This window comes from Paenibacillus terrae (assembly GCF_005217525.1).
Taxonomy (GTDB): Bacteria; Bacillota; Bacilli; order Paenibacillales; family Paenibacillaceae; genus Paenibacillus; species Paenibacillus terrae_C.
Genome location: NZ_PNXQ01000005.1, coordinates 151,244 through 177,698 on the forward strand (window position 1 = coordinate 151,244; position 26,455 = coordinate 177,698).

Below are 26,455 nucleotides of genomic sequence, written 5' to 3' on the forward strand. Positions count from 1 at the left end.
CCTTAATATTCGGGATTTTGCAAAATTCAATGCTGCCCACCTTGCCCTTACTCAGCTGTTGATAGGCCACTCATTGAATTTTGCAAAATCCTCCGTTACCGGAATAAGCCTATTTTCCCAAGGCCTCTTCCAGTTTATTCTGCAATACAGAAATGACCTCCACGGCGTACTGCCCTTTGCCGTGAGAGGTCACCGATTTCTTAGTTCGTATCCAATTACCTTAACCCTATTCTATTATAAATGGATTTGTCTCAAGCGTCTACGCGTGCCATAACAGCTTCCACCAGACGGCTGATTTTTTGCTCAGCATCCGCCAGAGAGGAACCTCTTACCGCAAAGTATACTTTAATCTTCGGCTCGGTACCAGAAGGACGCAAGCAGAACCACGAACCGTCTTGCAGTAAGAACTTAAGCACATTCTCTTGCGGTAGTCCGTCCAAACCCTGTGAGTAATCCAGCACTTTTTCCACCTTCACACCTGCAATTTCCAGAGGCGGGGTAGTGCGCCAATCCGTCATTTTGCCTTGAATCTGCGCCACTCCATCCTTGCCCTTGAGTGTGCGGGACTCCAGCTTCTCCAGAAAGTAACCAAACTGCTCGTACAGTTCCTGTAAAACATCATACAGCGTCTTGCCTTGAGTGCTGTAATAAGCAGCAGCTTCAGCGATCAGCATAGCCGCCAAGACCGCATCCTTGTCACGGGCATAATTACCTGCCAAATAGCCGTAGCTCTCCTCATAGCCAAACAGGTAGGTATAATCGCCTGTTTGGTCAAACTGATTCATTTTCTCACCAATATACTTAAAACCTGTAAGCGTATTAAATACGGTTGCTCCAAAATACTCAGCAATCACTGCACCCATTTCACTCGTTACGATGGTTTTGATGACCGCTCCGTTACTTGGAAGCTTACCCGTTTCTTTTAGCTGGTTCAACAAATAGTAGGCCATGATCGCGCCAGACTGATTTCCGGACAATACTACATACTCGCCGTCACGGTTTTTCACAACCGCTCCCATGCGATCCGCATCCGGGTCTGTACCGATCAACAAGTCCGCCCCAATCTTTTCCCCCAGCGCAATCGCCAGCTTGAAGGCATCGCGTTCTTCCGGGTTTGGTGATTTGACAGTAGAAAATTCAGCATCCGGCTGTTCCTGTTCAGGCACAACATGCACCTGCTCAAAACCGATTTTCTCCAACACGCGGCGAATCGGTACGTTGCCTGAGCCATGGAGAGGTGTAAACACAACTTTGAAGTTTTTGCCCGGTCCGGCTGCAATCAGCTCACGATTAACACTCACACTGGCTACCGTATCCACAAACGCTTCATCTTCTTGCTCTCCAAGCCAAACCAGCAAGCCCTGAGCCTCTGCTTCTTCACGTGTCAGACGGTGAATATCGGCAAAAGAAGGAACCTCATGGATGTAACCAATTACCTGCTCAGCCTGATCAGGAACAAGCTGGCCACCTTCATCGTTGTATACCTTGTATCCATTATATTCAGGAGGGTTATGGCTTGCTGTTACTACAATCCCACCGCTGGCTCCCAAATGACGTACGCTAAAAGAAAGCTGTGGCGTTGGACGCAAGGACGGGAACAGCTTGGCAACGATACCGTTGCCTGCCAGCACCAAAGCCGCATCCAAAGCAAACTCTGGCGAGAAATGACGCGAGTCATGAGCAATTACAACCGAAGGCTTCCCTTCTTTCCCCGCATGCTGCTCCAAAATATAACGAGCCAGGCCCTGAGTCGCACGTCCAATGACGTAACGATTCATCCGGTTGCTACCCGCCCCGATCACTCCGCGCAGACCACCTGTGCCGAATTCCAGCTCTTTGTAAAAGCGATCCTCCAACTCCTGCTCATTGCCTTCCAATGCGCGCAACTCCTGTTTGGTTTCTTCATCAATATAAGGATCATGCAGCCAGCTCTCAATGCTTTCCAATGCTTTTTTACTCAACTGCGTCATGCCAATTTCCCCTCTCCGTTTTTGGTTGGCCAATACAGGATTTCTATGTACACATGCACTCGGTTCAGACGTCGTGCTTATGTCAGCAGACCTTGCTTATTGGGGAGGATCGGACAATGCAAACATAATCTCGCCCTCAGCTACTACCGCATCGCCTACCTTAGCCGTAGCCTTCCCTTTACCGAATGCTCCTTTGGAACGGGTTATTTCCACTTCAAGCGTCAGCGTATCCCCAGGAACGACCTGTCCGCGAAAACGGAACCCATCCAGCCCTGCCAAGAAACCAATTTTGCCGCGATTGCTTTCCAGATGCAACAGTGCGAATGCCCCTACCTGAGCCAAGGCTTCGGTAATCAGCACACCGGGCATAACAGGATAACCCGGAAAATGTCCAATGAAATGAGGTTCACTCATCGTTACATTTTTAATGCCTACTGCTCTTTTCCCTTCCTCCAGCTCAATAATGCGGTCCACCAACAAAAACGGCGGCCGATGCGGGATAATCTCCTGAATTTGATTAACATCGATTTGCACTTTGTCCATTTACTTTAATAACTCCTCCCGCTTGCAGGCTCAGGCTCTCAACAAAATAGAACCGCTGCAAGCATAATATTACCCCGCCTGCGCTGCATAAAAGCAGTTCAAAGCGGTAACAATGTTAGATATCCTTCACCTACTGCAGAAGTGAAGGTTGAGATAAGGGGCTTTTTCCGCCGGTTATGCAACCAGAGGCGCGAAGAGGCCCTTTTGCCCGTGCTTGGTCTTACCCCGCAGTGTTTAAACTTCCCCATCATTATACAGTTATCAGATGTAAAAAGAAAATTACGCGGAAGTACCATATTGATTGCTCGTTTTAGGGGGAAGCGGAGCTTCAATTTGAGTCAAGGGGGACTGGCTACGTGGATGGATCATTCTTCCGATCGCTGTTAACCCCGGATTTTTTCATTGTAATGGGAATTTTAAAAGGGGAAAATCCGGGATTAAAGGCGAACGCTATCGCTTCTTCAGAACGATTCCATCCCCTCCGCCGAGTTACCTTGGGCTCAAAAATAAAGCCTCGCTTCAATAATACTCGCTTGGCGTGAAGAGCAGATAAACAACCGAAGGCCTCTGCGATGGCCTTCATGAGTGCTTGATGACGTGCTGCATTATGGCACGTTTTGCACAACAAAACCCTGTGCCAGCGGCGCAGGGTTTTGTTGTTTTTATATACTACCCACACAAATTGCGGGTTGATTTACCTTAACAAGAGTGGGCTCGATGGCGGGTAGCCAGCGGAGCGAAGGATTTGAATCTGGAGAAGCGTCAGCGTTCGCCTTTGCAACGGGATTTTTACATCTGGATAACACTTATACAATAAGAAAATCCCGTTGCAACAGCGATCGTAAGATCAAATCATTCGCGGAGCGGTCTTTTCCCACCGCCCACTCTTTTAAAGTAAACTTAAGGCGCAAATACAAGATCAATGACATGCTGCCAGGTTTTCCATTCAAATACGCCTGTCAGCCCTTGCTTGCCTACGATCACATATCCTGCAATCAAACCACCCAGCAGCGAAAATAGGAACAGCAACGGGATTACGAAATAACGGGCAGTACGCCAGCGAGACTTCGCCTTTTTAGGCACCGGACGGGAATCGGATTGTTCTTCTTTCATTACCAAATCCCTATGCCCTCAAATTGTTAGCAAGGTTCAACATTGTATCGCTAGAAGTCAGCGCCCGTGCCGCCAATTGATACATTCGCTGAACTTGCATCATGTCCGTCATTTCACCTGCTAAATCCACATTAGACTGTTCCAAATAGCCGGAACGTACAGATACGTCCGCTGGAACAGCGCCCGCTACACCTGCTGCACCAAATACATTCGCTTCTGTCACACCATATGCTAACACGAACAGATTATCGTCCCGCTGTTCCAATCCTTCTGGACGTTGCACATCCATCAGCTTGATCCGCTGACCAACTATTGGATTTCCCGTTCCGTCTGGGCGAATGAGCAATTCACCGTCCGGGTTAATCGCTACCTTGGAGCCAGACGGAGCAGTTACAGGAACATCATTGTTATCCAGCACTTGATAGCCTTCAGCAGTTGTCAGCAACATCGTTTTGCCGTCATTCGGATCTGGAACAAAATGAAAGCTGCCATCACGCGTCCAAGCCTTCTGTCCATTTCCCTGAACTTCGAACATGGCATTGCCCTGGATCGCCAGATCGGTAGGAAGCCCCGTCTCTTTAAGCGGTCCCTGCTCCATATTTTTCATAGCCGAGGCTATTTTTACACCGTAGCCCAAATTATAGCCAAGCGGCATAGCCCGTCCATTTTGGAGATACGTCGAAGGCTGCTGCTGCACATTGGCCAACACATCTTCAAAAGAACCCTGTTTACTCTTATAACCAACCGTATTGACATTGGCAATATTATCGGCAATCAAATCCAAACGCTGCTGCACACTGGCCATAGATACCATTGCGCCGATCATGGAGTTGTTCATCACTTACCCCCTGTTATACACGGCCTACTTCATTAACGGCCTTGTCCAAGCTTTTATCATAAAATTGAATGACCTTCTGATTCGCTTCATACGCTCTTAACGCAGCCATCATATCCACCATCGACTGGGAAGCGTCCACATTGGATACTTCCAGATAGCCTTGACGAACAGATACCACATCATTCGCAGTCATCGTTCTGGCCGTAGCACCGTCCGTATCATTCAGACGAAAATTCCCGTTACCTTCACGAACGAGCTGGTATGGACGGTCAATGACACTGATTCCAAGCGTCGTTCCCAACGTCTGATTAGAGGCTTTGTCCACCAATTCGCCCCGCTCATTTACTTTAAGCGCTGAAACAGCCCCCGTCAATTGAATCGGCTTGCCATTCGTATCCAGCACTGCTGAACCAGTCGAAGAGAGCAACGCCCCAGTTCCATTTACCTGAAAATGCCCGTCTCGCGTATAGCGTACATTACCGTTGCTGTCCCGAACCGTAAAAAACGCTTCCGGACGATAGGTGACTTCACCGTTAGCATTGATAAATTTCCCCGCTCGATCAAAAGCCATAGGCCGACCGGTTGCCGGGTCGTTCACGTTAATATTGGACTGTATTGCGAAATCCGTGGCTTGTCCGCTATCCTTCAATGCCGCCTGAATGTAAGGGGAGAGGCTTTCCTCAGCAAAAACGCCAGTATTGAGCTTACCGACCTTACGATCCGGGTTATCCGGATTGCCTCCCGTCATCGAAATAAGCATTTCCGGAAAAGAACGCTGAACACTGTTTTCCTGCTTGTATCCAGTCGTGTTCATATTAGCAATATTTTGCGTAACGGTGTCATGGCGTCGTTGTTGTGTTGTCATTCCGGCAGCCGCAGTATATAAGCCTCTTAACATGTATCGTGCACCCCAATCCTGTACTCTCCTGATCAAATATCTACTCGTACGGAGGTATGAAAGCCAACATCCAGGTAGCCTGCCTGACCGCACACGAGTCTCATATAATCACTATCGGCAGATTAGAACTTTTTCTTAACGACATGATCCAAATTATCCAGCATAATTCCTGTGCCCTTGACGACACAATGCATCGGATCTTCAGCAACCAGCACCGGAACACGCAGTTCTTCCGCAAGCAGCTCGTCCAATCCGCTCAGCAACGCGCCGCCGCCAGTCAAAATAACACCACGGTCAATAATGTCGGCTGACAGCTCCGGCGGGGTCTGCTCCAATACAAATTTTGCCGCAGCAACAATCGCTGATACAGGATCTCTAAGCGCATCCTGTACTTCAGCCGCAGAAATACTTAACGTTTTAGGCAACCCGGATACCATATCACGTCCCCGAATGTCCATCTCGGCTTGTCGTCCGCTCGGATGCACGGTACCGATGGCGATTTTAATATCTTCCGCCGTACGCTCCCCGATCAAAAGCTTGTACTTTGTCTTCACATATTTCATAATGGCGGAATCGAACTTGTCTCCTGCCATTTTAATGGAAGAAGCCGTTACTACATCCCCCATCGAGAGGACAGCAACGTCTGTTGTTCCACCACCAATATCCACAACCATGTTGCCACTAGGCTCAAAAATATCCATTCCTGCCCCGATGGCAGCTGCTTTCGGCTCTTCCTCCAAAAATACTTCTTTGGCCCCGCTACGCTCCGCCGCTTCACGAATCGCTTTTTGTTCCACTGAGGTAATGTTTGTCGGTGCACAGATCAGAATACGAGGGTGGCTGTACCAGCTTTTTCCCCCCACACGATTGATAAAATATTTTAGCATGGCTTCGGTCACTTCAAAATCGGCGATGACACCGTCGCGCAGTGGACGGATGGCTATGATATTACCGGGAGTACGTCCAACCATACGGCGTGCTTCCTCTCCGACAGCCAGAACTCTTTTTGTATCGCTTTCTATTGCAACAACGGAAGGTTCGTCAAGAACAACCCCCTTCCCTTTGACGTGGATAAGCACGTTGGCCGTACCGAGGTCGATACCGATATCATTACTGAACATATTAAAAAGGCCCCCAAAGTGATATTTTAAAAAGCTAAGATTCGACAAGAAGCGGCAAATATATGTATAAACCTATGGTTACATGTCATTTTTCGATCTTGTACCATCTTTTAACATATCATACTTCAGGGGGTTGATTCAATGGCTTTGCCAGCCAATTCACTATATATTTTTAAGACTTGCCTGAAACGAGGATCTCCCTTCTTTTTCCGCTCGTTTTTTTGTACTTGATTTTCGTCGCTTCCCCTCCCCGCAGATGACGGATGGATTTATGGTATTCGAGAATGTGCTTCACCTGATCTGCAAGGTCCGGGTTGATTTCAGGCAGCCGTTCGGTCAGATCTTTATGCACCGTGCTCTTGGAGACACCAAATTCCTTGGCAATCGTACGGACCGTATTCCTTGTTTCCACGATACAGCGACCGATTTTGATGGTCCGTTCCTTGATGTAATCGTGCACGCTCCCGCCTCCCTACTGTGGATTGTTTGGTACATTATATGAGGAGCGTGCCTATATATTCGCGGTTTGGCGGGAAGACATGCTTCGGAAGGCCTATTTATTTGACAAAAGCAACTTATGGTTTACCCCATGAACTACAAAAGCACAAGAAAAAGCGAGGGATGATGATCCCCCGCTTTGCATGAAAAGCTATATATCGAATTTATTTTTTAGGAAGCAGACCGGTTGGATTCACTGGCTTGTCATCCTGATACACTTCAAAATGCAGATGTGTTTTCAAATCCTTTTCAAGTTCATTACGACCCGCCGAAGCGATGACATCGTTCTGTTTTACTTGATCGCCTTCTTTTACTTTCAGATCGTTCAAGCTTTGGTAGACGGTTCTGAGATTGTTATCATGTGTAATTTCCACAACATTGCCTACCAGCGGGTGCTGTTCCACACGAGTCACCTTACCACTGAGGGCGGCTCTCACTTCGAATGTTTGATCATCGGAGCGAGAAAGATCAATGCCAGTGTTGGCGGTAAAGGTTTTATCGTACTCTACCATCGCAGCCGCCTGTTCGTCAGCTGTCGCGTTTTCGTCAAAAAATGGCTTTACGACCTGTACTGCGGCAGCATCCGCCACCGGCCATGCGAGATTTTCCGACTGGGCAACGACTTCCATACTTTCAGGCTGTTGTCCGGTGACATCGGTATTGACCGTTGATGTATTCTGTACCGATGAATTAGCTGGGTCAGGTTTGAAAGACTTCTGGCTGGCATCCTGATAGACCCACACTAAGGTTAGTATAATGGCTGCTGCGGCAATGTAGGCTGCCGGGTATGCCCACCTTTTGGACAACAGCTTTTTCCACGAAGACGGCCGTGAAGCCCTTCCACCCTGAAAGGTTTTGGGTGTTTCTTCATGATTTTGGTTCTGGTTTTTATTTTGTTCACTCATTTGCTCATCACCTCAGTAACCAGTGTTACCGGGTGCAACTCTTTTATACTTCAAAGTTTTGAAAAATTTACTAACTTAGAATACGAGAGGCTGGGGCAAAAGAAACGCCTGTGTAATAGTGAAGGAGAATTTGAGTGGCGGTATGTCCTTCCCTGGCCATTCCGTTAGCTCCCCACTGGCTCATACCGACACCATGTCCGTAGCCGTAGGTTGTAATGGCGATCCGATCTCCTTCGGCCTTCCACGTAAATTCAGCAGAACGCAGGCCCAACTTGTTTCGGATTTCCGGTCCTGTAAAAACGGTGCCTCCTACCTCGATCTGCTTGATCCGATGCCCCTTTGTCTTGGAAAGCACCCGAATTTCCGGCATACTCCCTCCTCCAGTAGAAGCGGCTATCGCCGTACGGCTCAATCCTAATCTATCAAGCACATTCTGGAGGCTCAGCGTGACGGTTTCTGCATAACGGGGTGCCAGCTGCTTGTCCCATGGACTTGACACACTCCGTAAATAAGGAACTGCCTTGGCCCATACATCCTCTGAATTTTCAGTATAACCGTTACTGGTAGAAAAAAAGGAAGCGGTAATCGGTTTACCCTCATATACCATGATCGTATCCTTGGTATCACGTACAGCCTGCCGAATTTTGGCCAGTTCTGCTGACTTGCCAGAAGTCCCCCACTCTCGATCAAGTTTGGCTTTGGAAATGTAGGCTTGGTGCTTAACTGTATCAGTCACATCCGCCCCTGCCGGAGCGCCGCTGGTGTCATCAGCCAGCAAACGCCGGGCAATGAAGGTACGCGCGGCAATGGCCTGCGCCTTCAATGCCTCGCCCTCGAAGCTGGGCGGCATTTCGGCGGCTACTACGCCGACAATGTATTGCTCCATCGGCAGCGTCTCCGTGCGACCAGCGGATGTAACGTACACGCGCACGTCCGGCTCTGCCGCCGCTGGTACACTGCGCGCTGGCGCAGCGGGCACCGCAGGTATGGGCGGGACGCCCGGCAGGCGTGTAACAGGCGCCTCGCCCTTAGCAACCGCAGGCGTGGCCGTGCGGTTGCCAGGCGGCAGCGGCTGCGCCGTGTGGCGAGGCCATGCCAGCAGTGCGGGCACGGCCATCGCTAGCGCCAGCAGGCCCGCCATAGCCACAGCGGGCAGCCAGGGGCGGCGGCTACCCCAACGTGGGGCACGCCCAGCGGCAGGCCGCAGATACGGCACTGGCGCGGGCGGCAGGCTGCTGCTGGCGTCGCGGATCGTGGCTGCCCCGGGAGCGAGCGACGACGCCGGGATAGGGCGCTGCACGGGAGTGACCCTCACCGCCGCCGCACGCCCGGCGGTGAGGGTCACTCTGTTAGGAGCTGACACGCCCGGCGGAACGGTCTGCTGTTGCACAGGACGCCCTGCCTGTGCAACAGCTATAGAGCCGTGGCTGTCTCCCGCAGGTGCGGCCCGGCGATGTTCCTTGGGATGATGAATAGGTATACGAATGCGAACCTGTGAATCTTTCATAAGCTGAAACCTCCATCAAAGGGCTAGAGTCATGCTGGAAGCAGTGATGTGCTCCACCAGATATTTTCAATCATATGAGGTCGTCCACTTTGATAGAACCCTTTTAAGAGAACTGAAAGAATGAAAAAGACAGGCTGAAAACATAAAAAAACCAAGCCCCTCATGGACTTGGTTCCTCACTTGTTCGTCAATATTATAACATGCAGCCGCCGCATGAGACTATATACGCTAAAGCTTAGGCCAGGGAAGGCTGAATGTTGAACAGATTCCCAGATGCCGCTTCTGGTATAACGCGCTCTGCGCTGGAAGCATCCCGCTTGACTTCTTCAACCGTTATTCTGTAAATGTCCGCGCCTAATCCGCTTAGCTTCTCCGCCAAATGAACATAACCACGGTCGATATGATGTACGCCGGAAACCTCCGTTGTACCTTCCGCAATCAGTCCAGTCAGAATCAAGGCAGCACCTGCACGCAGATCTGTCGAGGTCACTTTTGCACCTGTCAATTTAGCATTGCCGGTTACAATCGCGGAACGGCCTTCAACCTTAATCTCCGCATTCATCAGATGAAACTCATCCACATGCATAAAACGATTTTCAAATACAGTTTCCGTGATAATGCTGGTGCCTTCAGCGGCAAGTTGAAGTGCCATCATCTGAGACTGCATATCCGTAGGGAAACCAGGATAAGGCAACGTTTTAACATCAACGGCCTTTAACGGTTTATCCGAAATCACACGAATTCCATTTTCATCCGGTTGAATGGTTACACCCATTTCTTCCATTTTGGAGATAACCGGTCCCAAATGGTCTGATATCGCGCCTTCTACATATACGTTCCCGCCTGTGATCGCAGCAGCAACCATGTAAGTACCTGCTTCTACCCGGTCGGGAATGACCGTATGCTTCACACCGTGCAGCTTTTCAACGCCTTCAATGCGAATAACACCTGTACCAGCACCGCGCACCTTGGCACCCATACCGTTCAGGAAATTCGCAAGATCGACGATCTCAGGTTCCTTGGCAGCATTTTCAATGGTGGTAATACCCTCCGCAAGAGTAGCGGCCATCATAATATTTTCGGTCGCACCTACGCTGGCTACATCCAAATAAACTTTGGCTCCACGCAGACGCCCGTTACTTTTAGCTTCAATAAATCCTTGGCCCAGACTAATCTCGGCACCCAATGCTTCAAAACCCTTCAAATGCTGATCAATCGGTCGCGTACCAATTGCACACCCGCCTGGAAGCGAAATTCTTGTGTGTCCCAAACGTGTAAGCAACGGCCCCATAACCAAAAACGATGCGCGCATTTTCCTAACCCACTCGTAAGGGGCTTCACAGGAAATTATCTTCCGCGCGTCAACACGAATGACCTCGTCTTGGTATGTAACGCCTGCTCCTAAGGACTCCAGCACTTTGTTAATGGTCATCACATCGTCTAGAGGAGGTGCATCAATGATAACACTTTCCCCTTCTTCTCCTAAAAGAGATGCGGCGATGATCGGCAGAACTGAGTTTTTGGCTCCGCTGACTTTGACACTCCCGGTCAATCTGTTGCCACCGCGGACGATAAATTTGCTCATCTATGGTTCCCTCCGCGCGTCATTTCCCTTTTCCATCATGGAAAAAAAGAACATATTCCGCTATTTTCATGCCCTGCTTTTTCATTACATAAAAAAACAAGATTTTACTAATACCCTAACTTCCATCATAACACTGATCAAATCAAGTATACAAGCGTTTTTTACACATGACGAATATTGTGTTTCCAGCCTGTTTGGCCAGCTATACACGTATAGTTCTTTTGTTTACCATTGTTGACAATATGGTACGATGTTATTCGACAATTTCCCGCAGATACAGGACCATAAAGTCATATAACCCGCCTGCTTCATATTAAAACACATTCTAAAGCATCTGGCTCCATGAGATATAGCTTAACAGAAACCCGGACACCAGCTGCCCTAAAATAATGGCAAGAAGCAAGTGCAGTAATCTGCCCTGTGGTCCCTTAGGATGCCTAATGAACAAATCCAGCTTTAAGCTCTGTAAAGCCCACCAAGCTAGCGCTATACAAATGAGCGACACGATCATGGAGACCAGCGCGGTCATACTCGCCGATTGACTTAACTGTTCAGCCAATTGCTGCTTCCCGTTCATCCGTAATCCCTCCCATCTGCGTCACAGACTTCTTTATAATACTCGGCGAACGCCTAATATGCCAGTGCTATTTCTATTTTCAGGACAATTATTTCGACAAAATACGAACATTTCCTTCTGTTTCGTGAATTTAAAAGGTACTATGTACCTAGCTATTAAGTGAGTATTTTGCATAATCCCAAAAGCGATTGCAAATTAGCAATAATATATACATCGAAACGGTTTAGTTCGTCTATATATTGTACTTTCGAGCATTGGGAATCGAATGATGCAAAATGCTGAAGCAAGAAATGGGACTGTATTTGGTGAAATCCATCTAAAAAAAGAGCTCGATCACAGTGATCGAAGGAAGGAAAAGTCTACCTCCTCTTCTTCTGCCGGAACATCATTTGGCAGAAATTATGAGGCGGTCTCCCTGTCATTCCATCCGTATACCATGCCGAACCCTTTTACATTCCAGTTAAAAACCAAAGTTAATTCTTATTGGTTCTGATGCTCGTTGCATTCAGACGATTAAGCGCCCGTTGAAGAGCTACCTCCGCCCGATGATGGTCTACTTTCTCCTGCTTGCTCTGGAGCCGCAGCTCTGCCCGCTCCCTTGCCGCACGGGCACGCTCCACATCAATATCTTCGGAACGCTCCGCACTTTCAGCCAAAATGACCACTTTATCCTTGCGGACTTCGACAAAGCCCCCATTGACCGCAATCACTTCTGTCTGACCGCCAGTTTTAATACGTACTGGCGCAATCTTCAAGGGAGTGACCAAGGGAAGGTGTCCAGGTAAAATCCCGAGATCACCTTCCGAGCCGCGAACACTGATGCTGTTTACCTGTTCTGCAAAAACCAGGCGCTCCGGCGTCACAATCTCCAACAAATACGTGCTCACTTGAATCCCTCCTGAAAGCTGCCCGCAGACAGCTCACTTCGTAAGGCTCGGCTATTCTTCGCCTGTATGCTTACAGCGTTTTGGCTTTTTCTACCGCTTCTTCGATGGCCCCTACAAAAAGGAAGGCCGCTTCTGGAAGATGATCATACTTGCCTTCCAGAATTTCTTTGAAGCTTCGTACAGTTTCTTTAACCGGTACATATTTACCCGGGAAGCCGTTGAACGCTTCGGCAACATGGAAAGGTTGGGACAGGAAACGCTGGATTTTGCGCGCACGGGCTACCAGCATTTTGTCTTCTTCACTCAGCTCGTCCATACCCAGAATGGCAATAATATCCTGAAGCTCGTTATAGCGGGCCAAAATTTGTTTTACACCTTGTGCTACATTGTAGTGCTCCTCACCTACAACTTCTGGAGCCAAAATCCGGGAGCTTGATGCTAGTGGATCAACCGCCGGGTAAATACCCATTTCGGAAATTTTACGCTCTAGGTTTGTCGTTGCATCCAAGTGGGCAAACGTTGTAGCAGGAGCCGGGTCAGTATAATCATCCGCAGGCACATAGATGGCCTGAATGGAAGTAACAGAACCCTTTTTAGTAGAAGTAATCCGTTCTTGCAATTGACCCATCTCAGTTGCCAGTGTAGGCTGGTAACCTACTGCCGAAGGCATACGTCCCAACAGGGCGGAAACCTCGGAACCCGCTTGGGTAAAGCGGAAGATGTTATCGATAAAGAGCAACACGTCACGGCCTTCCTGATCACGGAAATACTCCGCCATCGTCAGACCGGTAAGGGCAACACGCAAACGCGCGCCTGGAGGCTCGTTCATTTGTCCGAACACCATCGCTGTTTTATTGATAACGCCGGAATCTCTCATTTCATGGTACAAGTCATTTCCCTCACGCGTACGTTCACCAACACCTGCGAATACGGAAATACCACCATGTTCCTGAGCGATATTGTTAATCAATTCCTGGATGGTTACAGTCTTACCTACACCGGCACCACCAAACAATCCGACTTTACCGCCTTTGGCGTAAGGAGCCAACAGGTCGATAACTTTAATGCCGGTTTCGAGCATCTCTGCTTGAGTTGTCAATTCATCGAAGGCAGGAGCCTGACGGTGAATCGGATTTCTAGCTGCTTCACTCAAATCAGTACCATTATCAATTGGCGTTCCAAGTACGTTAAATACGCGTCCCAGAGTTGCTTCACCGACAGGTACCGAAATAGGTGCTCCCTGATCGATTGCTTCAACTCCACGAACCAGACCATCTGTGGAAGACATGGCAATACAACGCACACGGTTGTCACCAAGGTGTTTCGATGCTTCGAGCGTCAGGTCAACTTTGACTCCGTTCTCCAGCACAGTCCCAATATGAATGGCATTCAGGATTTCCGGAAGCTGTCCGCGTTCAAACTCAACGTCGACAACCGGACCCATGATGCTCACTACGCGTCCTTTGTTCATCTTTTGGTTTCCCTCCTACAAGCTTGCACAGCCGCAAATCCGAGCTACACGATTTGTTTTGCGCCCGCAAATTATCATATTAGTATAGGACTAGCTATACAGCAGTCCGCAAAAAAAGCCCATTAAGACTGGGCGCTTGCCCCTGCCACAATTTCCGTAATTTCCTGGGTAATAGCCGCTTGACGAGCACGGTTATAGGTCAGAGACAGCTCACCAATCAGCTTAGTAGCATTTTTAGTGGCAGATCCCATTGCTGTCATTTTTGCTCCCAACTCACTCGCCTTACCGTTCAGTAAAGCACCATAGATGAGTGTTTCCGCGTACCGCGGCAACAGCACTTCCAGCACTCCTTCCGGTGACGGCTCATACTCATAGTTAATCGAGGATGATGCAGCAGCGGAATCCGGTGTCGCCATTGGCAACAGACGGTCAACGGTCGGAATCTGAGTCAATGCATTAACAAAGCGGTTATAGCATAGATACAGCTCATCAAATTCCTTGAGCTCAAAACCCTGCACAGCTTTGTTGGCAATCGTCTTGATATCTGCAAAAGCAGGTGTATCTGACAGATCTGTTACCGACTCGGCAATAGGAAATTCGCGGCGTCTGAAATAGTCCCGTCCTTTTCGTCCAATAATGAAAATTGTAAATTCATCCTGTGAACGGTGACGTTCCGCAATTGTCTGTGTAACCTGCCGCAAAATGTTGGCATTATAACCACCAGCCAGACCACGATCAGATGTAATGATGAGATATGCCGTCTTTTTGACCGGACGCGATTCCAGCATCGGGTGCTTAACGTTGTTTGACCCCGCAGCAATACTGGTCACAACTTCCCTAAGTTTTTCCGAATAAGGACGAGCCGCCTCAGCCTTCTCCTGAGCTTTTCTAAGCTTGGATGCAGCTACCATCTCCATTGCTTTCGTAATCTGCTTCGTACTCTGCACACTTTTGATCTGACGTTTAATCTCGCGCATACCTTTTGCCATGATTTCACCACCTTCAAGCTTTGGCAAAGCCAAAGCTACTTCGTAAGCAAACCCTTAGCTTTAACAAAGTCAAAGCTAACTTCGTAAACTGGTTCTGGATATCTGGCCGTCCATGATGAAGAACAGTCCAGCCAAACTAATCATACAGGGCCAGTTATTGAGGATAAAACATGCCAAGGAAGCCACAGCCCGGAGGGCACGCTTCCTTAGGACACTTCTCGTCATAAACTGGCAAATTCCAATGGTTTAAACCGACGTGGCAAATGATTTTTTGAATTTCTCGATAGCTGCTCTGAGAGCCGCATCGTTATCAGGTACCAAGTCTTTTGTATCACGAATAGATTGAAGAATATCTTGATGATCAGACTCCATATAAGAAAGGAAGTCTTTTTCAAAACGTTTCACGTCTGCTACAGGAATATCATCCAGGAAGCCTTTTACCGCAGTGTACAAGCTCACAACCTGTTGCTCTACAGCCAACGGCTGGTTAACACCCTGTTTCAAAATCTCCATCATACGCGCGCCGCGATCCAGACGAGCTTTGGTGGACTTGTCCAAATCGGAACCGAATTGGGAGAACGCTTGAAGCTCACGATATTGGGCAAGATCCAGACGCAGGGAACCTGCAACCTTTTTCATCGCTTTGATCTGAGCCGAACCACCTACACGGGATACAGAAATACCTACGTTAATCGCTGGACGTTGTCCTGCATAGAACAAGTCAGCTTCGAGGAAGATTTGTCCGTCTGTGATGGAAATTACGTTCGTTGGAATATAGGCAGATACGTCGGATGCCTGTGTTTCGATGAATGGCAATGCAGTTAGCGATCCGCCGCCTAACTCGTCATTCAGCTTCGCTGCACGTTCCAGCAAGCGGGAATGCAGATAGAAAACGTCACCTGGGTAAGCCTCACGGCCCGGTGGACGACGCAGCAACAGGGAAAGTTCCCGGTAAGCGGACGCTTGTTTGGTCAAGTCATCGTATACAACCAATACGTGCTCGCCTTTGTACATAAAGTATTCACCCATAGCGCAGCCAGAGTAAGGTGCGATATAGAGCAATGGTGATGGCTCGGAAGCTGCCGCTGTAACGACAATCGTATATTCCAAAGCACCATGACGACGCAAGGTTTCAACGACTTGGGCTACCGTAGATTGCTTTTGGCCGATGGCAACATAAATACATTTCATGCCGCTGCCTTTTTGATTCAAAATCGCGTCAATCGCAATAGAGGTTTTACCTGTTTGACGGTCACCGATGATCAGCTCGCGTTGACCGCGACCAATCGGAACCATCGCATCAATAGCTTTAATCCCCGTCTGCATTGGCTCATGTACCGATTTACGGGCCATAACGCCTGGAGCCTGGCTTTCTACCGGACGGAATTCCGTTGTAGCAATCGGGCCTTTACCGTCAACTGGTTGTCCCAGCGGATTAACAACACGTCCGATCAATGCTTCCCCTACAGGAACCTGCATGATCTGACCTGTACGTTTCACTTGACCGCCTTCACGGATATCGGAGAATTGACCGAGAATAACAACACCAACATTGCTTTCTTCCACGTTGAGCGCCAAGCCCAAAACGCCGTTTTCGAATTCAACCAATTCACCGGACATGACTTTTTCCAGTCCGTAGACGCGGGCAATACCGTCGCCGACTTCAACAACAGTGCCGACTTCAACGACCTCAATATCATTTTTATATTGTTCAATCTGACTTTTTATCAATGAACTGATTTCTTCAGGTTTGATACTCAAGTGTGTTCACCCCTATCTTCTATACTCGTCTGTTAAAGGATTTCTCAAGACGATCCAGCTTGCCGGCCAGACTACCGTCGTACAGCGTATCGCCGATAACCACTTTCAATCCGCCCAGCAGACTCGGGTCCACTATGTTTTCCACACGGATTGTTTTATGTTCACGGGCTCCGAATTGCTCGGCTACCGCTGTTTTTTCCTGCTCATTGAGCGCATAAGTGGAATACACCTTAGCATGGGCAAGTCCCAGCTTGTACTCCTGAATATCGAGGTATCCGGCGAGAAGAGATTCGAACAAATCTGCTCTGCTGCGGTGGATCAACAGCTTAATCGTGTTGATCAGCGGGGCAGACAGCTTGCCCTCAAAACTGTTAGCCAGAACCTGAAGCTTGACCGCTTCCGTAATGTTAGGAGAGTTGATGAACTTACGGATTTCAGCATCTTCAGAGACAGCTTCTACAAAAGCACGCAGCTCTTGCTCGGTCTCCATAATGGTTTGCTCTTGCTCCGCCACTTCAAACAAAGCTTTCGCATACCGTTTGGCAACTACCGTATCCCGGCTCATGCTTTGCCTCCTACCTCTTTAAGGTACTGGTCGACAAGCTCTCCCTGGACTTGGTCTTCTTTGATTTCTTTTTGAATCAGCTTGGAAGCGATTTGTACCGAAGCCCGGCCCACTTCGCTGCGCAGCTCGGCAACTGCCTTATTGCGCTCGCTCGTGATCTCACGAACAGCTTCGTCTTTCAGGCGGACAGCTTCGTCCTTGGCCTGAACGATAATTTGCTCCGCTTGCTTGCTACCTGTTTGTTTCGACTGCTCAATAATATCGTAGGCTTCTTTGCGTGCCTGTTGGAGAGCCTGCTTTTGCTCCTCAACATAGGTAGCAGCCTGTTCACGCGTCTGTGCCGCTTCATTCATTTGCTGTAATACAAGCTGACGCCGCTTCTCCATAACGGAAAAGAGAGGGCCGAATGCATAACGCGTCAGTAACCAGTACAAGATCAAAAATGCAATTACAGTAAAAACGATACTTGTCCAATTTAAACTCAATTGAAGTCACTCCTTTCCGGTGAACGTCAGTCCTAGTTATCTCTTAAGCCAAGCAACAAAGAAGGCGCGGATGGCTGTGCCTTCCCCGCCAAACCTTGCTTCCATTCAATTAAGCTGCTGCGTAGAAAATGAATGCCAGGACGACACCGATGATTGGCAGTGCTTCTACCAGACCTACACCGATAAACATAACAGTTTGCAATGAAGCTTTTGCTTCTGGCTGACGAGCAATACCTTCAACTGTTTTACTTACGATCAGACCGTTACCAATACCTGCGCCGAGCGCACCCAAACCTACTGCGATAGCTGCTGCTATTAATGCCCAAGCTCCCATTTTAAAAATCCTCCTTAGAGATGTGTATTTGTGTTGTACATGTATTTGCAGTTAAGAGCGAAGCGCACTCCTGAACTTAACTAAAAACCGGAAACCGAAATTACCTAATGCTCTTCTTCATGCGTATCAATTGCCTGTGAAATATATACGAACGTCAAAATGGTAAAGACGAACGCCTGAATACTGCCGACAAAGATACTGAATCCTTGCCATACAATCAGCCCCAATACGGAAGCAATCCACCCTCCAACGCCAATTGCTGTCAATTTCAGCAGCACACTAATCAAAACCTCGCCGGCAAAGATATTACCGAATAGACGCATACCATGTGTCAAAAGTTTCGAGAATTGCTCAATCAGGTTTATTGGCAAAAAGAAAGGGAATGGCTGAAGGTAATGCTTGAAATAAGCTTTGGTGTTACGGAACATTCCCAGAAAATGAACCAGCACAAAGATCATCAATGCCAGACCAATGGACACCCCTGCATCTGCGGTAGGTGATTTCCACCAGCTGACACCCACGTGGGCAAGTTCGCCCGGATGAGCCGCCTGTGCTTGTTCTAATGCTTCCTTGACTGGAATGATTTGGTGTCCAAATACTTGGGCACTTTGCGTATTATCGAAATCGGTCACAATACCGAATGGTAAGCCCAGCATATTTCCGACAAAAATGAACATGATCAGCGTCATCCCCAAGGAGAGGAACGGCTTCCCTTTTTTCAAATCCATCGTGCTGGTAATCAGTCCTTGAACGAATTCAACGACCCATTCCATAAAGTTTTGCAGCTTGCTTGGATTGTCCACAGACAAATTGCGCGTTGCAGCAAAAGCCAGTCCAAACACAATCGCACAAGTTACAAAAAGCATAATAATGACGGACAAGTCAATGTTAAACCCGCCCAATTCGATAATCGGTGATTCATGCAACATGTTTTCTCACCCCTTTCTCAGTTGAGCCATCATTTTTCCTGAAGCGCGAATATGATGCCTATAATTAAAAGAAGAAACTGGCCAGTTACCAGGCTTGCCATTACAGCGATCTCATGGAAATAGGCCGGAAATTCTATCGCCAGCACTACCGCCAAAATAGAAGTCGCTACACGAACTCCAAAGCCGATGCCCACCCTTTTCTTCTTGCCTTCACCGGCGGCCGCACTCGCAACCTGTCGAATTTTGTAGGCCATATACAGCACATTAAGACAGCTTACTCCCGTTCCCAGAATGATTCCGTGAGCAATGTCACGATGTTGGGGCATGAAGGCGGAGACCAGGAAACACAGAGCCATAATACAAAGCGCTACGATCCATAACATTTTTTGCATTCGGGTCATCTCACTCATGGTTATCCCTCAATACCTTTCCGATCACAAGGGCAATACTCAATGCGCCTACAACCAAGCCTGCGAGAACGCTTACGCCAATCCAAATTCCGGAACCATCAAGTTTGGCATCTAGCCACTTTCCGGCATAAAAACCACCCAGTGTGCACACAGCCAAATCAATGCCGATGGCGCTCACCAGTCCAATTGCCTTGAAGGCATTTCCGGTGTTATTTCGGTTGTTGTTTTGCTTGGAAGGTTTGACCACTTTTCCATGTCACCCCTGCAATTCCAGTCCATTTTACTTAAATATAAGATGCTTTGTCAATTGAGATATTTTAGTGCCCTAAAGTATAAAATCAGCCGACAAAGCATCTTAAAATGCCGTACCCCTTGGTAACCGTACAGTTTAACTGTATGCTTACCCTGTAAGGATGATTATGTGGTGCGGACACCTTTTGTGAACATTGTGTGAAATTCTTCAGGACGTTCGGATTGAACACCGTAATGGTGCAAAATAGCATTGACAATTCTTACCGAAGCTCGTCCATCGCCATAAGGGTTTGCTGCCTGACTCATAGACTCATATAATGCAGAATCCGTCAAAAGAGCCTTGGTCCGATTGTAGACGTTCTCTTCACTCGTACCCACCAGCTCCAGTGTGCCAGCTTCAATTCCTTCCGGTCTTTCAGTCGTATCACGCAGTACCAGTACAGGCACGCCGAATGAAGGTGCTTCCTCCTGAAGACCACCCGAATCAGTAAGTATGAGATGAGTGTGCGGATAAAAGTTGTGTAAATCCACCACATCCAGAGGATCAATCAGCTTAATACGCGGGTGGTTGCCTAAAATCTCAAATGCAGGCTCCTTCACAGCCGGACTCGGATGAACCGGATACACGATAGCGATATCCTCAAACTCGTCTGCGATTCGTTTGACCGCACTAAAAATTTGGCGATGTGGTTCCCCCTGGGACTCCCTACGGTGTGCCGTCATCAGAATCAGACGCTTGCCTTTAGCCCATTCCAACACCGGATGCTCGTAATCCTGACGAACCGTATACTGAAATACGTCAGTCACGGTATTGCCTGTTACATATATTCGAGATTCAGGTTTATTTTCCTTCCGCAAATTCCCAGCAGATAAAGAAGTAGGAGAAAAATGAAGATCCGACAGCACTCCTGTCAGTTGACGGTTCATTTCCTCAGGGTACGGAGAAAGCTTGTTCCACGTCCGCAAGCCCGCTTCCACATGCCCTACTTCGATCTGTTGCATAAAGGCCGCATAGCTGGCCAGGAAAGTCGTCAGCGTATCCCCGTGAACGAGCACGATATCAGGCTTTGCCTCACGTAACACAGGTTCCAATCCTTGAAGCACACGGATCGAAATTTCATTAAGCGTCTGACGATCCTTCATCACATCCAGATCATAGTCAGGGTGAATATTAAATACTTCCAGAACCTGATCGAGCATTTGGCGATGTTGAGCCGTTACACATACTACAGACTCGATATGCTCGGGGTGACGTTGAAGCTCCAAAATAAGAGGAGCCATCTTAATCGCTTCCGGACGCACGCCAAAAATAGTCATCACTTTGATTTTGGACATTTCTGTTGAACCCCTTTTCAAAATAAACGCCCGACTCCAAGATCGTTCTTTTATGAAAAACGACTTGTCCGTAACGCCCATATATTGTGCCGAATGACCAGAGGCCGTTTACTTGGTTCCGTACAAACGGTCTCCCGCGTCACCAAGACCAGGAATAATGTAGCCGTGATCATCCAGACGCTCGTCCAGTGCAGCAACATAAATATCTACATCGGGGTGGGCATCCTGAACAGCCTTGACCCCCTCGGGAGCGGCAATCAAATTCATCATTTTAATTTGGGTGCAGCCTCTCTTTTTCAGCACATCAATAGCCGCGATCGCCGAGCCGCCTGTTGCCAGCATCGGATCAATCACGATCAATTCACGCTCTGTCACGTCTGTAGGCAGCTTCGTGTAGTATTCCACAGGCTGCAATGTCTCGGGATCACGGAACAGTCCCACATGCCCTACCTTTGCTGCTGGCAGCAGTTTGACAACGCCATCCAGCATCCCCAAGCCTGCACGCAAGATTGGAATGAGACCCAGCATGCGACCGGAAATAACCTTGCCTTCTGTCTCAGCAACCGGTGTCTGCACCGTAATGCTCTCCAGCGGGATATCCCGCGTAATTTCATAAGCCATCAATGTTGCTACTTCATCCACCAGTTCGCGAAAATCCTTGGTGTTGGTCCGCACATCGCGGATAAATGTAAGTTTGTGTTGGATCAAAGGGTGATCACAAACCACCAGTTTTGCCATGATAAATTCCCTCCGGTATTATCGTCACGTTCTTTCGCACCAGAATATCGAACATCCTGTATGGAAAGGATCTATGTAACCTATTTGTACAAACCAAATAAGCACAGATGCAATGCGTGCCTGTAAATCCTGTTTATTATAACATTCCCTTGATTGATTTAACACCTGCCACCGCAACCTTTTGTCAAGAGGACGATATGATAAGTAAAATGCATACTTCGCCCACTTCAAGAGTGACTTTTGTCATACAAAAAGTGCATAAAAAAAGGCTCTGATGGCACTTGACCGTCAAAGCCTTTTAAATTTCGGACTCCCTGCCTAAACCAACAGCCTTTGTGTCTTAATACAGCATCAGACTTTAGGATTTCAGCAGCCTATGTGCCAAATTATGGTTTGATGTTTTTCCCATTACATTTCGACCTCCCTTTTCTTTGTCAGACACAACTGAATGCTGGTAATGAATGCAACGATGATAAAGAAAATAATGGATTTAGCAGTACCCAATCCATGACCGTTTATTTGTAAACGCTTCATTATATATGTCCAACGCAACGCTCTCCTTCTACTTGAATGATTCACCCTTTGTCAGCGCCAAATTCAACTCAAATGCTTTAAAGGACCAGGCTATCGCCAGAAACAGACAGAATCGCTAGAAATCAAAAAAAAAGACTGTTTCCCCTCCGGATTACGGAAGAAAGACAGCCTTATTAAACAAACAGATTGATTAGTATTGAACACCTGGATAAATCGGGAATTTGTCTGTCAGTTCGCCAACAGCTTGGCTGGCTTTGGACAATACCGTATCATCCTTTGGATTTTTGAGGGTTTCGGCAATGATTTTACCGATTTTGACCATAGCCTCTTCATCCATACCACGGGATGTAGCAGCAGGTGTACCAATGCGGATTCCACTAGTAACAAACGGACTGGTCGGGTCGAAAGGAATCGCGTTTTTGTTCACCGTGATGCCCACAGAATCCAACACATGCTCCGCTTCTTTTCCAGTAATGTTCAAGCTACGAGTGTCCAGCAGCATCAGATGATTATCCGTACCGCCGGATACAATGTTAATGCCTTCAGCCAGCAATGTCTCAGCCAGTACCTGAGCGTTGCGAACTACGTTTTGCGCATAGGTTTTGAAGGAAGGCTGGAGCGCTTCACCCAAGGCAACGGCTTTGGATGCAATCACATGCATCAACGGCCCCCCTTGAGTACCTGGGAAAATAGCTTTGTCAATCGCTTGCGCCCACGCTTTGCGAGTCAAAATCAGACCTCCACGCGGACCACGCAGCGTTTTGTGTGTCGTTGTTGTTACAAATTGAGCATGCGGAACCGGGCTTGGATGAATACCCGCTGCCACCAGACCCGCGATATGTGCCATATCGACCATGAAGAGAGCGCCCACATCATTGGCAATGGAAGCGAAGGCTTCAAAATCAATGGTACGCGGATACGCGCTCGCTCCGGCTACAATCAGACGAGGGCGATGCTTGAAGGCTGCCTTGCGCACTTCATCATAGTCGATACGGAAGTTATCTTCACGTACGCCGTAAGCGGCAAAGTTATACAGCAAGCCGGAGGCGTTAACCGGACTTCCGTGTGTCAGATGGCCACCGTGTGCCAGGTTCATACCCAGTACGGTATCTCCAGGTTTAAGAGCTGCCAGATATACTGCCATGTTCGCTTGCGCTCCCGAGTGAGCCTGTACGTTAGCATGCTCTGCACCGAACAGTTCTTTGGCACGGTCGCGTGCAATGTCCTCGACGATATCCACATGCTCACAGCCACCGTAGTAGCGTTTGCTTGGATAACCTTCAGCATATTTATTCGTCAGTACAGAGCCCATCGCTTCCATTACCGCTTCACTGACGATATTTTCGGATGCGATTAGCTCGATATTATGGCGTTGTCGTTTCAATTCAAGTCCCATTGCTTCCAGCACTGCCGGGTCACTTTTACGCAGATGTTCCATCATGATTGATTACTCCCTCTCCATGGTCAATTGTCAGGTATACAGGCAAGCGCCTGCTCCTCAGTTGGGTACCTCATCATCAATACAAAAAAGATACAAACATGCTGTCCAAACCAAAATGCTAGTCACAGCTTCCGCCGCCTTCTTGCTCCAGACTATACACCGCTCGTTGTCCGCCAATGAGCGGAGGACGAGTGAACGCCGCCGTCACACGCGCTTCGCCAATCCAGCGAAGACCTGGACGAAACGGAACAGCAACTGGCCGCATATGCATACCGATGAGCGTCTCGCCAATGTCTATCCCCGCATGTGCCTGTACATTCGCCGCCAGACATGCATCTTCCAGCGCACGATAGGCGGCGGTAGCCATAGATCCGCCTGCCGTACGAACGGGAACGGCAGCAACCTCCGTCAGTCCCAGCCGCTCCAGCACGGCCCGGTCAACGACCAGCGCACGGTTCAAATGCTCGCAGCATTGAAATGCCACGTCAAAACCGTACGCCCTGCGCACGGATTCCACTCCAGCCAGCAATTGCTGAGCTACATCGAGCGCTCCCGCCGTGCCAATCCGGCTTCCCGCCACCTCACTGGTGCTAACGCCGATCACCAACAAACGACCAGCCTTGAGACTGGCTGCTTCTGCTATTTCCTTCACGACAAAAGCGGCCTGTGCTTCAAGCGTAGCCTCATGATCCATTTGTCCTACCATTGGAACCTCCTTTGGTTGAACAGCCCTACAGAGACTAGGCACGGGCTTATCCCCATGTTCAACACGCTCTCTCCTGATATCACAATCTGACTATATTATAGCCGATGAATCGGATTTCGAGCAGGAAAAATGGAAGAACTGCTTAAAGGATCTCTCCCGGTTCGGATATTCGAAGTAACAGCACACGGAAGAATCATTGGCGTTTGTCTGGACAGAAGGCCATCAGAGGCTGGACCCAGCTCTATACGAAAAAAGAGCAGTCCACAGCCATTGTGGATTTGCTCTTTTGCCCAGGCGACCGGCCGTATATCCGGTGCTCCATTGTGGTTAATCCCACTTTTGTCGCCAGTTACACCGGATTCTTGTTTTTCCACCTTATCTTAACGGATTAACCGCCGAAAATCAACAGATCCCGTACAAAATAGATGAGTGATACGAACTTTATCCAGCCAAAGCCTTTAGTTTGTCCACCAGCTTGTGCAGCGCCGTTCGGATTTCCGCGGCTGTGGCATCGTAATCTTCACGTGAACCGCCGAACGGATCAGAAATATCAAAGCCCGGAATACGTTGACGCAATTCAATCATCCGCTCACGCTCCCGTGCCGAAAGCTCCTGACCCAGCGAACCTATCAGTTGTTGTGAAGCGTACAAGCCGTCTAGCTCCTGCACATCATTCAGCACCGAATCCTGGTCCTCCACATACTCCTTGAGCGTAAACACTTTGCCCACCGTTTGGGGAAAGCGCTGAATGACGTGCTGCTTATGCCCTTGGGTCAAGGTTAAAATTAGATGTGCCCACTCGGCAAGCCCGCCGTTCAAAGGAGTTGAGGTGATTTGATCCGAGATATTGTGGTCACGTAGCACTGCCTCAGCGTGTCGGGAAATGGGCGTACCTTCCATCGCGGCTACTCCCGCCGAGCGCACTTCCAAACCTAGCCCGTGCTCAGCAGACAGCTTGCGCAGCATCCCTTCAGCCATCGGACTGCGACAGGTGTTCCCTGTGCATACGAATAAAATATGTTTCAACGTCTTCACCCCCTGTATGTTGAAATAATATATAATTAAAACATAAACATAATGCCAAACGCCAGTAAAATGGCACCGCCCACCGCTTCTCCATAGTCTCCCAGATTGCGGCTGACCTTGCGGCCTAGCAGCAGCCCCAGCATCGCCATCGCTCCCCCGCAAAATCCAAACACCAGAACGGTCAGTACCAAATCACTCTGGAACATGCCAAGTGACACCCCAACAGAAAAGGAGTCGACGCTCACTCCAAGCGCAAATAGCAAAAGACCCAAGGATGAACGATGGTCCAGCACCTGTACCCCGTCACCTTTGAAGGAATTATAAACCATATGCCCGCCCAAAAGGATGAGTAGTCCCCCTGCAAAGTAGGTCGTCACATGACCAAGTAAAGAACTCATATAATGGCCTGTGAACATACCCAGCAATGGCATCAGAATGTGAAAAAAGCCAATGACCGTACTGATCCTCAGCACGTCCCGCAGGCGTATCCCTTTCATGCCGATTCCTACGCCCAACGATAACGCGTCCATCCCCAGCGCTACAGCCATGACCAGAATCGTTACAATCTGCCCGGCTTGGGCAGAGGCTGCCAGCATACTCCATCCCTCCAATATCCGTCGGCTCTTGTACACGTTATGCGGACAAGAGGCAAAACAGTACAAGCATACGGTGAACGCGCCTGTACCGGGATAAGGTAAACGGACGACTATGCTAAAAGGCTAATCCATCTAAAGCCTCTACATTTATGGACAAATGCCCGGATCGTCCTAGAGACGGACGATCCGATGGCCCGCCGCTTTGAGCAGGCGGTTCATGACGGCGTCTCCCAGCCCTTTCGGCGGACAGGCTTCCGCCAGGATGTAGGTGACGCCTTCCTCGTCGCAGCGGCGCAGCACGCCGTACAGGCGCTGCGCCGCCTCATGGAGCGCGTCCAGCTTGCCCAGCGTGTAAACGCGATCTCCAGCATAGCCGGCGGCATGCTCGTCGAACGCGAGCACCGCTGTGCGCTCCCCGCGCGCGGACGCCTCCGCCAGCGC

Annotated in this window: 28 protein-coding genes, 2 pseudogenes and 1 riboswitch; all 30 genes and pseudogenes read right to left on the minus strand. The window is 48.8% G+C overall.

What is annotated here, in order from left to right:
- Positions 1–251: 251 nt before the first annotated feature.
- A complete protein-coding gene (locus C1I60_RS03855; protein WP_137060567.1) occupies positions 252–1,970 on the minus strand; it encodes a phospho-sugar mutase in 1,719 nt (572 codons plus the stop codon).
- Positions 1,971–2,066: 96 nt separating this feature from the next.
- Positions 2,067–2,513 carry a 3-hydroxyacyl-ACP dehydratase FabZ gene (fabZ, locus tag C1I60_RS03860; RefSeq protein WP_137060568.1) on the minus strand — a complete coding sequence of 149 codons (447 nt, stop codon included), beginning with the start codon at positions 2,511–2,513 and terminating at the stop codon, positions 2,067–2,069.
- A gap of 352 nt (positions 2,514–2,865) precedes the next feature.
- The gene (locus C1I60_RS24700; RefSeq protein ID WP_212734433.1) at positions 2,866–3,096 is read right to left on the minus strand and encodes a hypothetical protein; all 231 of its coding nucleotides are present in this window, start codon (positions 3,094–3,096) and stop codon (positions 2,866–2,868) included.
- A gap of 317 nt (positions 3,097–3,413) precedes the next feature.
- Positions 3,414–3,626 (minus strand): DNA-directed RNA polymerase subunit beta, encoded by a 213-nt coding sequence (locus C1I60_RS03865; protein WP_137060569.1) that lies wholly within the window; start codon positions 3,624–3,626, stop codon positions 3,414–3,416.
- Positions 3,627–3,636: 10 nt separating this feature from the next.
- Complete coding sequence (locus C1I60_RS03870) at positions 3,637–4,464, minus strand: flagellar hook-basal body protein (RefSeq protein WP_137060570.1); 828 nt, start codon at positions 4,462–4,464, stop codon at positions 3,637–3,639.
- A 13-nt stretch (positions 4,465–4,477) separates the two neighbouring features.
- On the minus strand, positions 4,478–5,362 hold the full coding sequence (locus tag C1I60_RS03875; RefSeq protein ID WP_137060571.1) for a flagellar hook-basal body protein: 885 nt from the start codon (positions 5,360–5,362) through the stop codon (positions 4,478–4,480).
- A gap of 122 nt (positions 5,363–5,484) precedes the next feature.
- Entirely contained in the window at positions 5,485–6,483 is a 999-nt protein-coding gene (locus C1I60_RS03880) for a rod shape-determining protein (protein ID WP_044646231.1), read from the minus strand.
- Positions 6,484–6,655: 172 nt separating this feature from the next.
- On the minus strand, positions 6,656–6,943 hold the full coding sequence (spoIIID, locus tag C1I60_RS03885) for a sporulation transcriptional regulator SpoIIID (protein ID WP_007432737.1): 288 nt from the start codon (positions 6,941–6,943) through the stop codon (positions 6,656–6,658).
- 202 nt (positions 6,944–7,145) lie between these two features.
- A complete protein-coding gene (spoIIQ, locus tag C1I60_RS03890; protein ID WP_137060572.1) occupies positions 7,146–7,886 on the minus strand; it encodes a stage II sporulation protein SpoIIQ in 741 nt (246 codons plus the stop codon).
- A 70-nt stretch (positions 7,887–7,956) separates the two neighbouring features.
- Complete coding sequence (gene spoIID, locus C1I60_RS03895) at positions 7,957–9,393, minus strand: stage II sporulation protein D (RefSeq protein WP_137060573.1); 1,437 nt, start codon at positions 9,391–9,393, stop codon at positions 7,957–7,959.
- Between the two features lie 235 nt (positions 9,394–9,628).
- A complete protein-coding gene (murA, locus tag C1I60_RS03900; RefSeq protein ID WP_137060574.1) occupies positions 9,629–10,978 on the minus strand; it encodes a UDP-N-acetylglucosamine 1-carboxyvinyltransferase in 1,350 nt (449 codons plus the stop codon).
- Between the two features lie 325 nt (positions 10,979–11,303).
- The gene (locus tag C1I60_RS03905) at positions 11,304–11,555 is read right to left on the minus strand and encodes a DUF1146 family protein (RefSeq protein WP_137060575.1); all 252 of its coding nucleotides are present in this window, start codon (positions 11,553–11,555) and stop codon (positions 11,304–11,306) included.
- A 473-nt stretch (positions 11,556–12,028) separates the two neighbouring features.
- A complete protein-coding gene (locus tag C1I60_RS03910) occupies positions 12,029–12,442 on the minus strand; it encodes a F0F1 ATP synthase subunit epsilon (RefSeq protein ID WP_025683771.1) in 414 nt (137 codons plus the stop codon).
- Between the two features lie 70 nt (positions 12,443–12,512).
- Positions 12,513–13,913: a F0F1 ATP synthase subunit beta gene (atpD, locus tag C1I60_RS03915; protein WP_137060576.1), complete on the minus strand. Its 1,401-nt coding sequence runs from the start codon at positions 13,911–13,913 to the stop codon at positions 12,513–12,515.
- A 122-nt stretch (positions 13,914–14,035) separates the two neighbouring features.
- Positions 14,036–14,902, minus strand: a complete 867-nt coding sequence (atpG, locus tag C1I60_RS03920; protein ID WP_137060577.1) for an ATP synthase F1 subunit gamma — start codon at positions 14,900–14,902, stop codon at positions 14,036–14,038.
- Between the two features lie 246 nt (positions 14,903–15,148).
- Positions 15,149–16,663 (minus strand): F0F1 ATP synthase subunit alpha, encoded by a 1,515-nt coding sequence (gene atpA / locus C1I60_RS03925; RefSeq protein ID WP_137060578.1) that lies wholly within the window; start codon positions 16,661–16,663, stop codon positions 15,149–15,151.
- Between the two features lie 19 nt (positions 16,664–16,682).
- Positions 16,683–17,228 (minus strand): F0F1 ATP synthase subunit delta, encoded by a 546-nt coding sequence (locus C1I60_RS03930; RefSeq protein ID WP_137060579.1) that lies wholly within the window; start codon positions 17,226–17,228, stop codon positions 16,683–16,685.
- The gene (atpF, locus tag C1I60_RS03935) at positions 17,225–17,713 is read right to left on the minus strand and encodes a F0F1 ATP synthase subunit B (protein WP_137060580.1); all 489 of its coding nucleotides are present in this window, start codon (positions 17,711–17,713) and stop codon (positions 17,225–17,227) included. The genes C1I60_RS03930 and atpF overlap by 4 nt, the downstream gene beginning before the upstream one ends.
- A gap of 109 nt (positions 17,714–17,822) precedes the next feature.
- A complete protein-coding gene (gene atpE, locus C1I60_RS03940; protein WP_014278475.1) occupies positions 17,823–18,047 on the minus strand; it encodes a F0F1 ATP synthase subunit C in 225 nt (74 codons plus the stop codon).
- A 104-nt stretch (positions 18,048–18,151) separates the two neighbouring features.
- Positions 18,152–18,976 (minus strand): F0F1 ATP synthase subunit A, encoded by an 825-nt coding sequence (atpB, locus tag C1I60_RS03945; protein WP_137060581.1) that lies wholly within the window; start codon positions 18,974–18,976, stop codon positions 18,152–18,154.
- Positions 18,977–19,005: 29 nt separating this feature from the next.
- Positions 19,006–19,386, minus strand: a complete 381-nt coding sequence (locus C1I60_RS03950; protein ID WP_044646220.1) for an ATP synthase subunit I — start codon at positions 19,384–19,386, stop codon at positions 19,006–19,008.
- Complete coding sequence (locus C1I60_RS03955) at positions 19,379–19,633, minus strand: AtpZ/AtpI family protein (RefSeq protein WP_137060582.1); 255 nt, start codon at positions 19,631–19,633, stop codon at positions 19,379–19,381. The genes C1I60_RS03950 and C1I60_RS03955 overlap by 8 nt, the downstream gene beginning before the upstream one ends.
- Before the next feature lie 170 nt (positions 19,634–19,803).
- The gene (wecB, locus tag C1I60_RS03960; RefSeq protein ID WP_137060583.1) at positions 19,804–20,973 is read right to left on the minus strand and encodes a non-hydrolyzing UDP-N-acetylglucosamine 2-epimerase; all 1,170 of its coding nucleotides are present in this window, start codon (positions 20,971–20,973) and stop codon (positions 19,804–19,806) included.
- A gap of 108 nt (positions 20,974–21,081) precedes the next feature.
- On the minus strand, positions 21,082–21,711 hold the full coding sequence (gene upp, locus C1I60_RS03965; RefSeq protein WP_013312332.1) for a uracil phosphoribosyltransferase: 630 nt from the start codon (positions 21,709–21,711) through the stop codon (positions 21,082–21,084).
- A 408-nt stretch (positions 21,712–22,119) separates the two neighbouring features.
- A pseudogene (locus C1I60_RS25160) lies at positions 22,120–22,354 on the minus strand (sugar ABC transporter permease); the annotation flags it as partial.
- Positions 22,355–22,435: 81 nt separating this feature from the next.
- The gene (gene glyA, locus C1I60_RS03975) at positions 22,436–23,686 is read right to left on the minus strand and encodes a serine hydroxymethyltransferase (RefSeq protein ID WP_137060584.1); all 1,251 of its coding nucleotides are present in this window, start codon (positions 23,684–23,686) and stop codon (positions 22,436–22,438) included.
- A gap of 118 nt (positions 23,687–23,804) precedes the next feature.
- A complete protein-coding gene (locus tag C1I60_RS03980) occupies positions 23,805–24,392 on the minus strand; it encodes a TIGR01440 family protein (protein WP_137060585.1) in 588 nt (195 codons plus the stop codon).
- Between the two features lie 281 nt (positions 24,393–24,673).
- A riboswitch (ZMP/ZTP riboswitch) is annotated at positions 24,674–24,755 on the minus strand.
- A gap of 78 nt (positions 24,756–24,833) precedes the next feature.
- Positions 24,834–25,418: a low molecular weight protein arginine phosphatase gene (locus C1I60_RS03990; RefSeq protein WP_137060587.1), complete on the minus strand. Its 585-nt coding sequence runs from the start codon at positions 25,416–25,418 to the stop codon at positions 24,834–24,836.
- Positions 25,419–25,453: 35 nt separating this feature from the next.
- Positions 25,454–26,014 (minus strand): manganese efflux pump MntP, encoded by a 561-nt coding sequence (locus C1I60_RS03995; protein WP_137060588.1) that lies wholly within the window; start codon positions 26,012–26,014, stop codon positions 25,454–25,456.
- A 171-nt stretch (positions 26,015–26,185) separates the two neighbouring features.
- Positions 26,186–26,455: pseudogene (locus C1I60_RS25165) on the minus strand (Sua5 family C-terminal domain-containing protein); the annotation flags it as partial.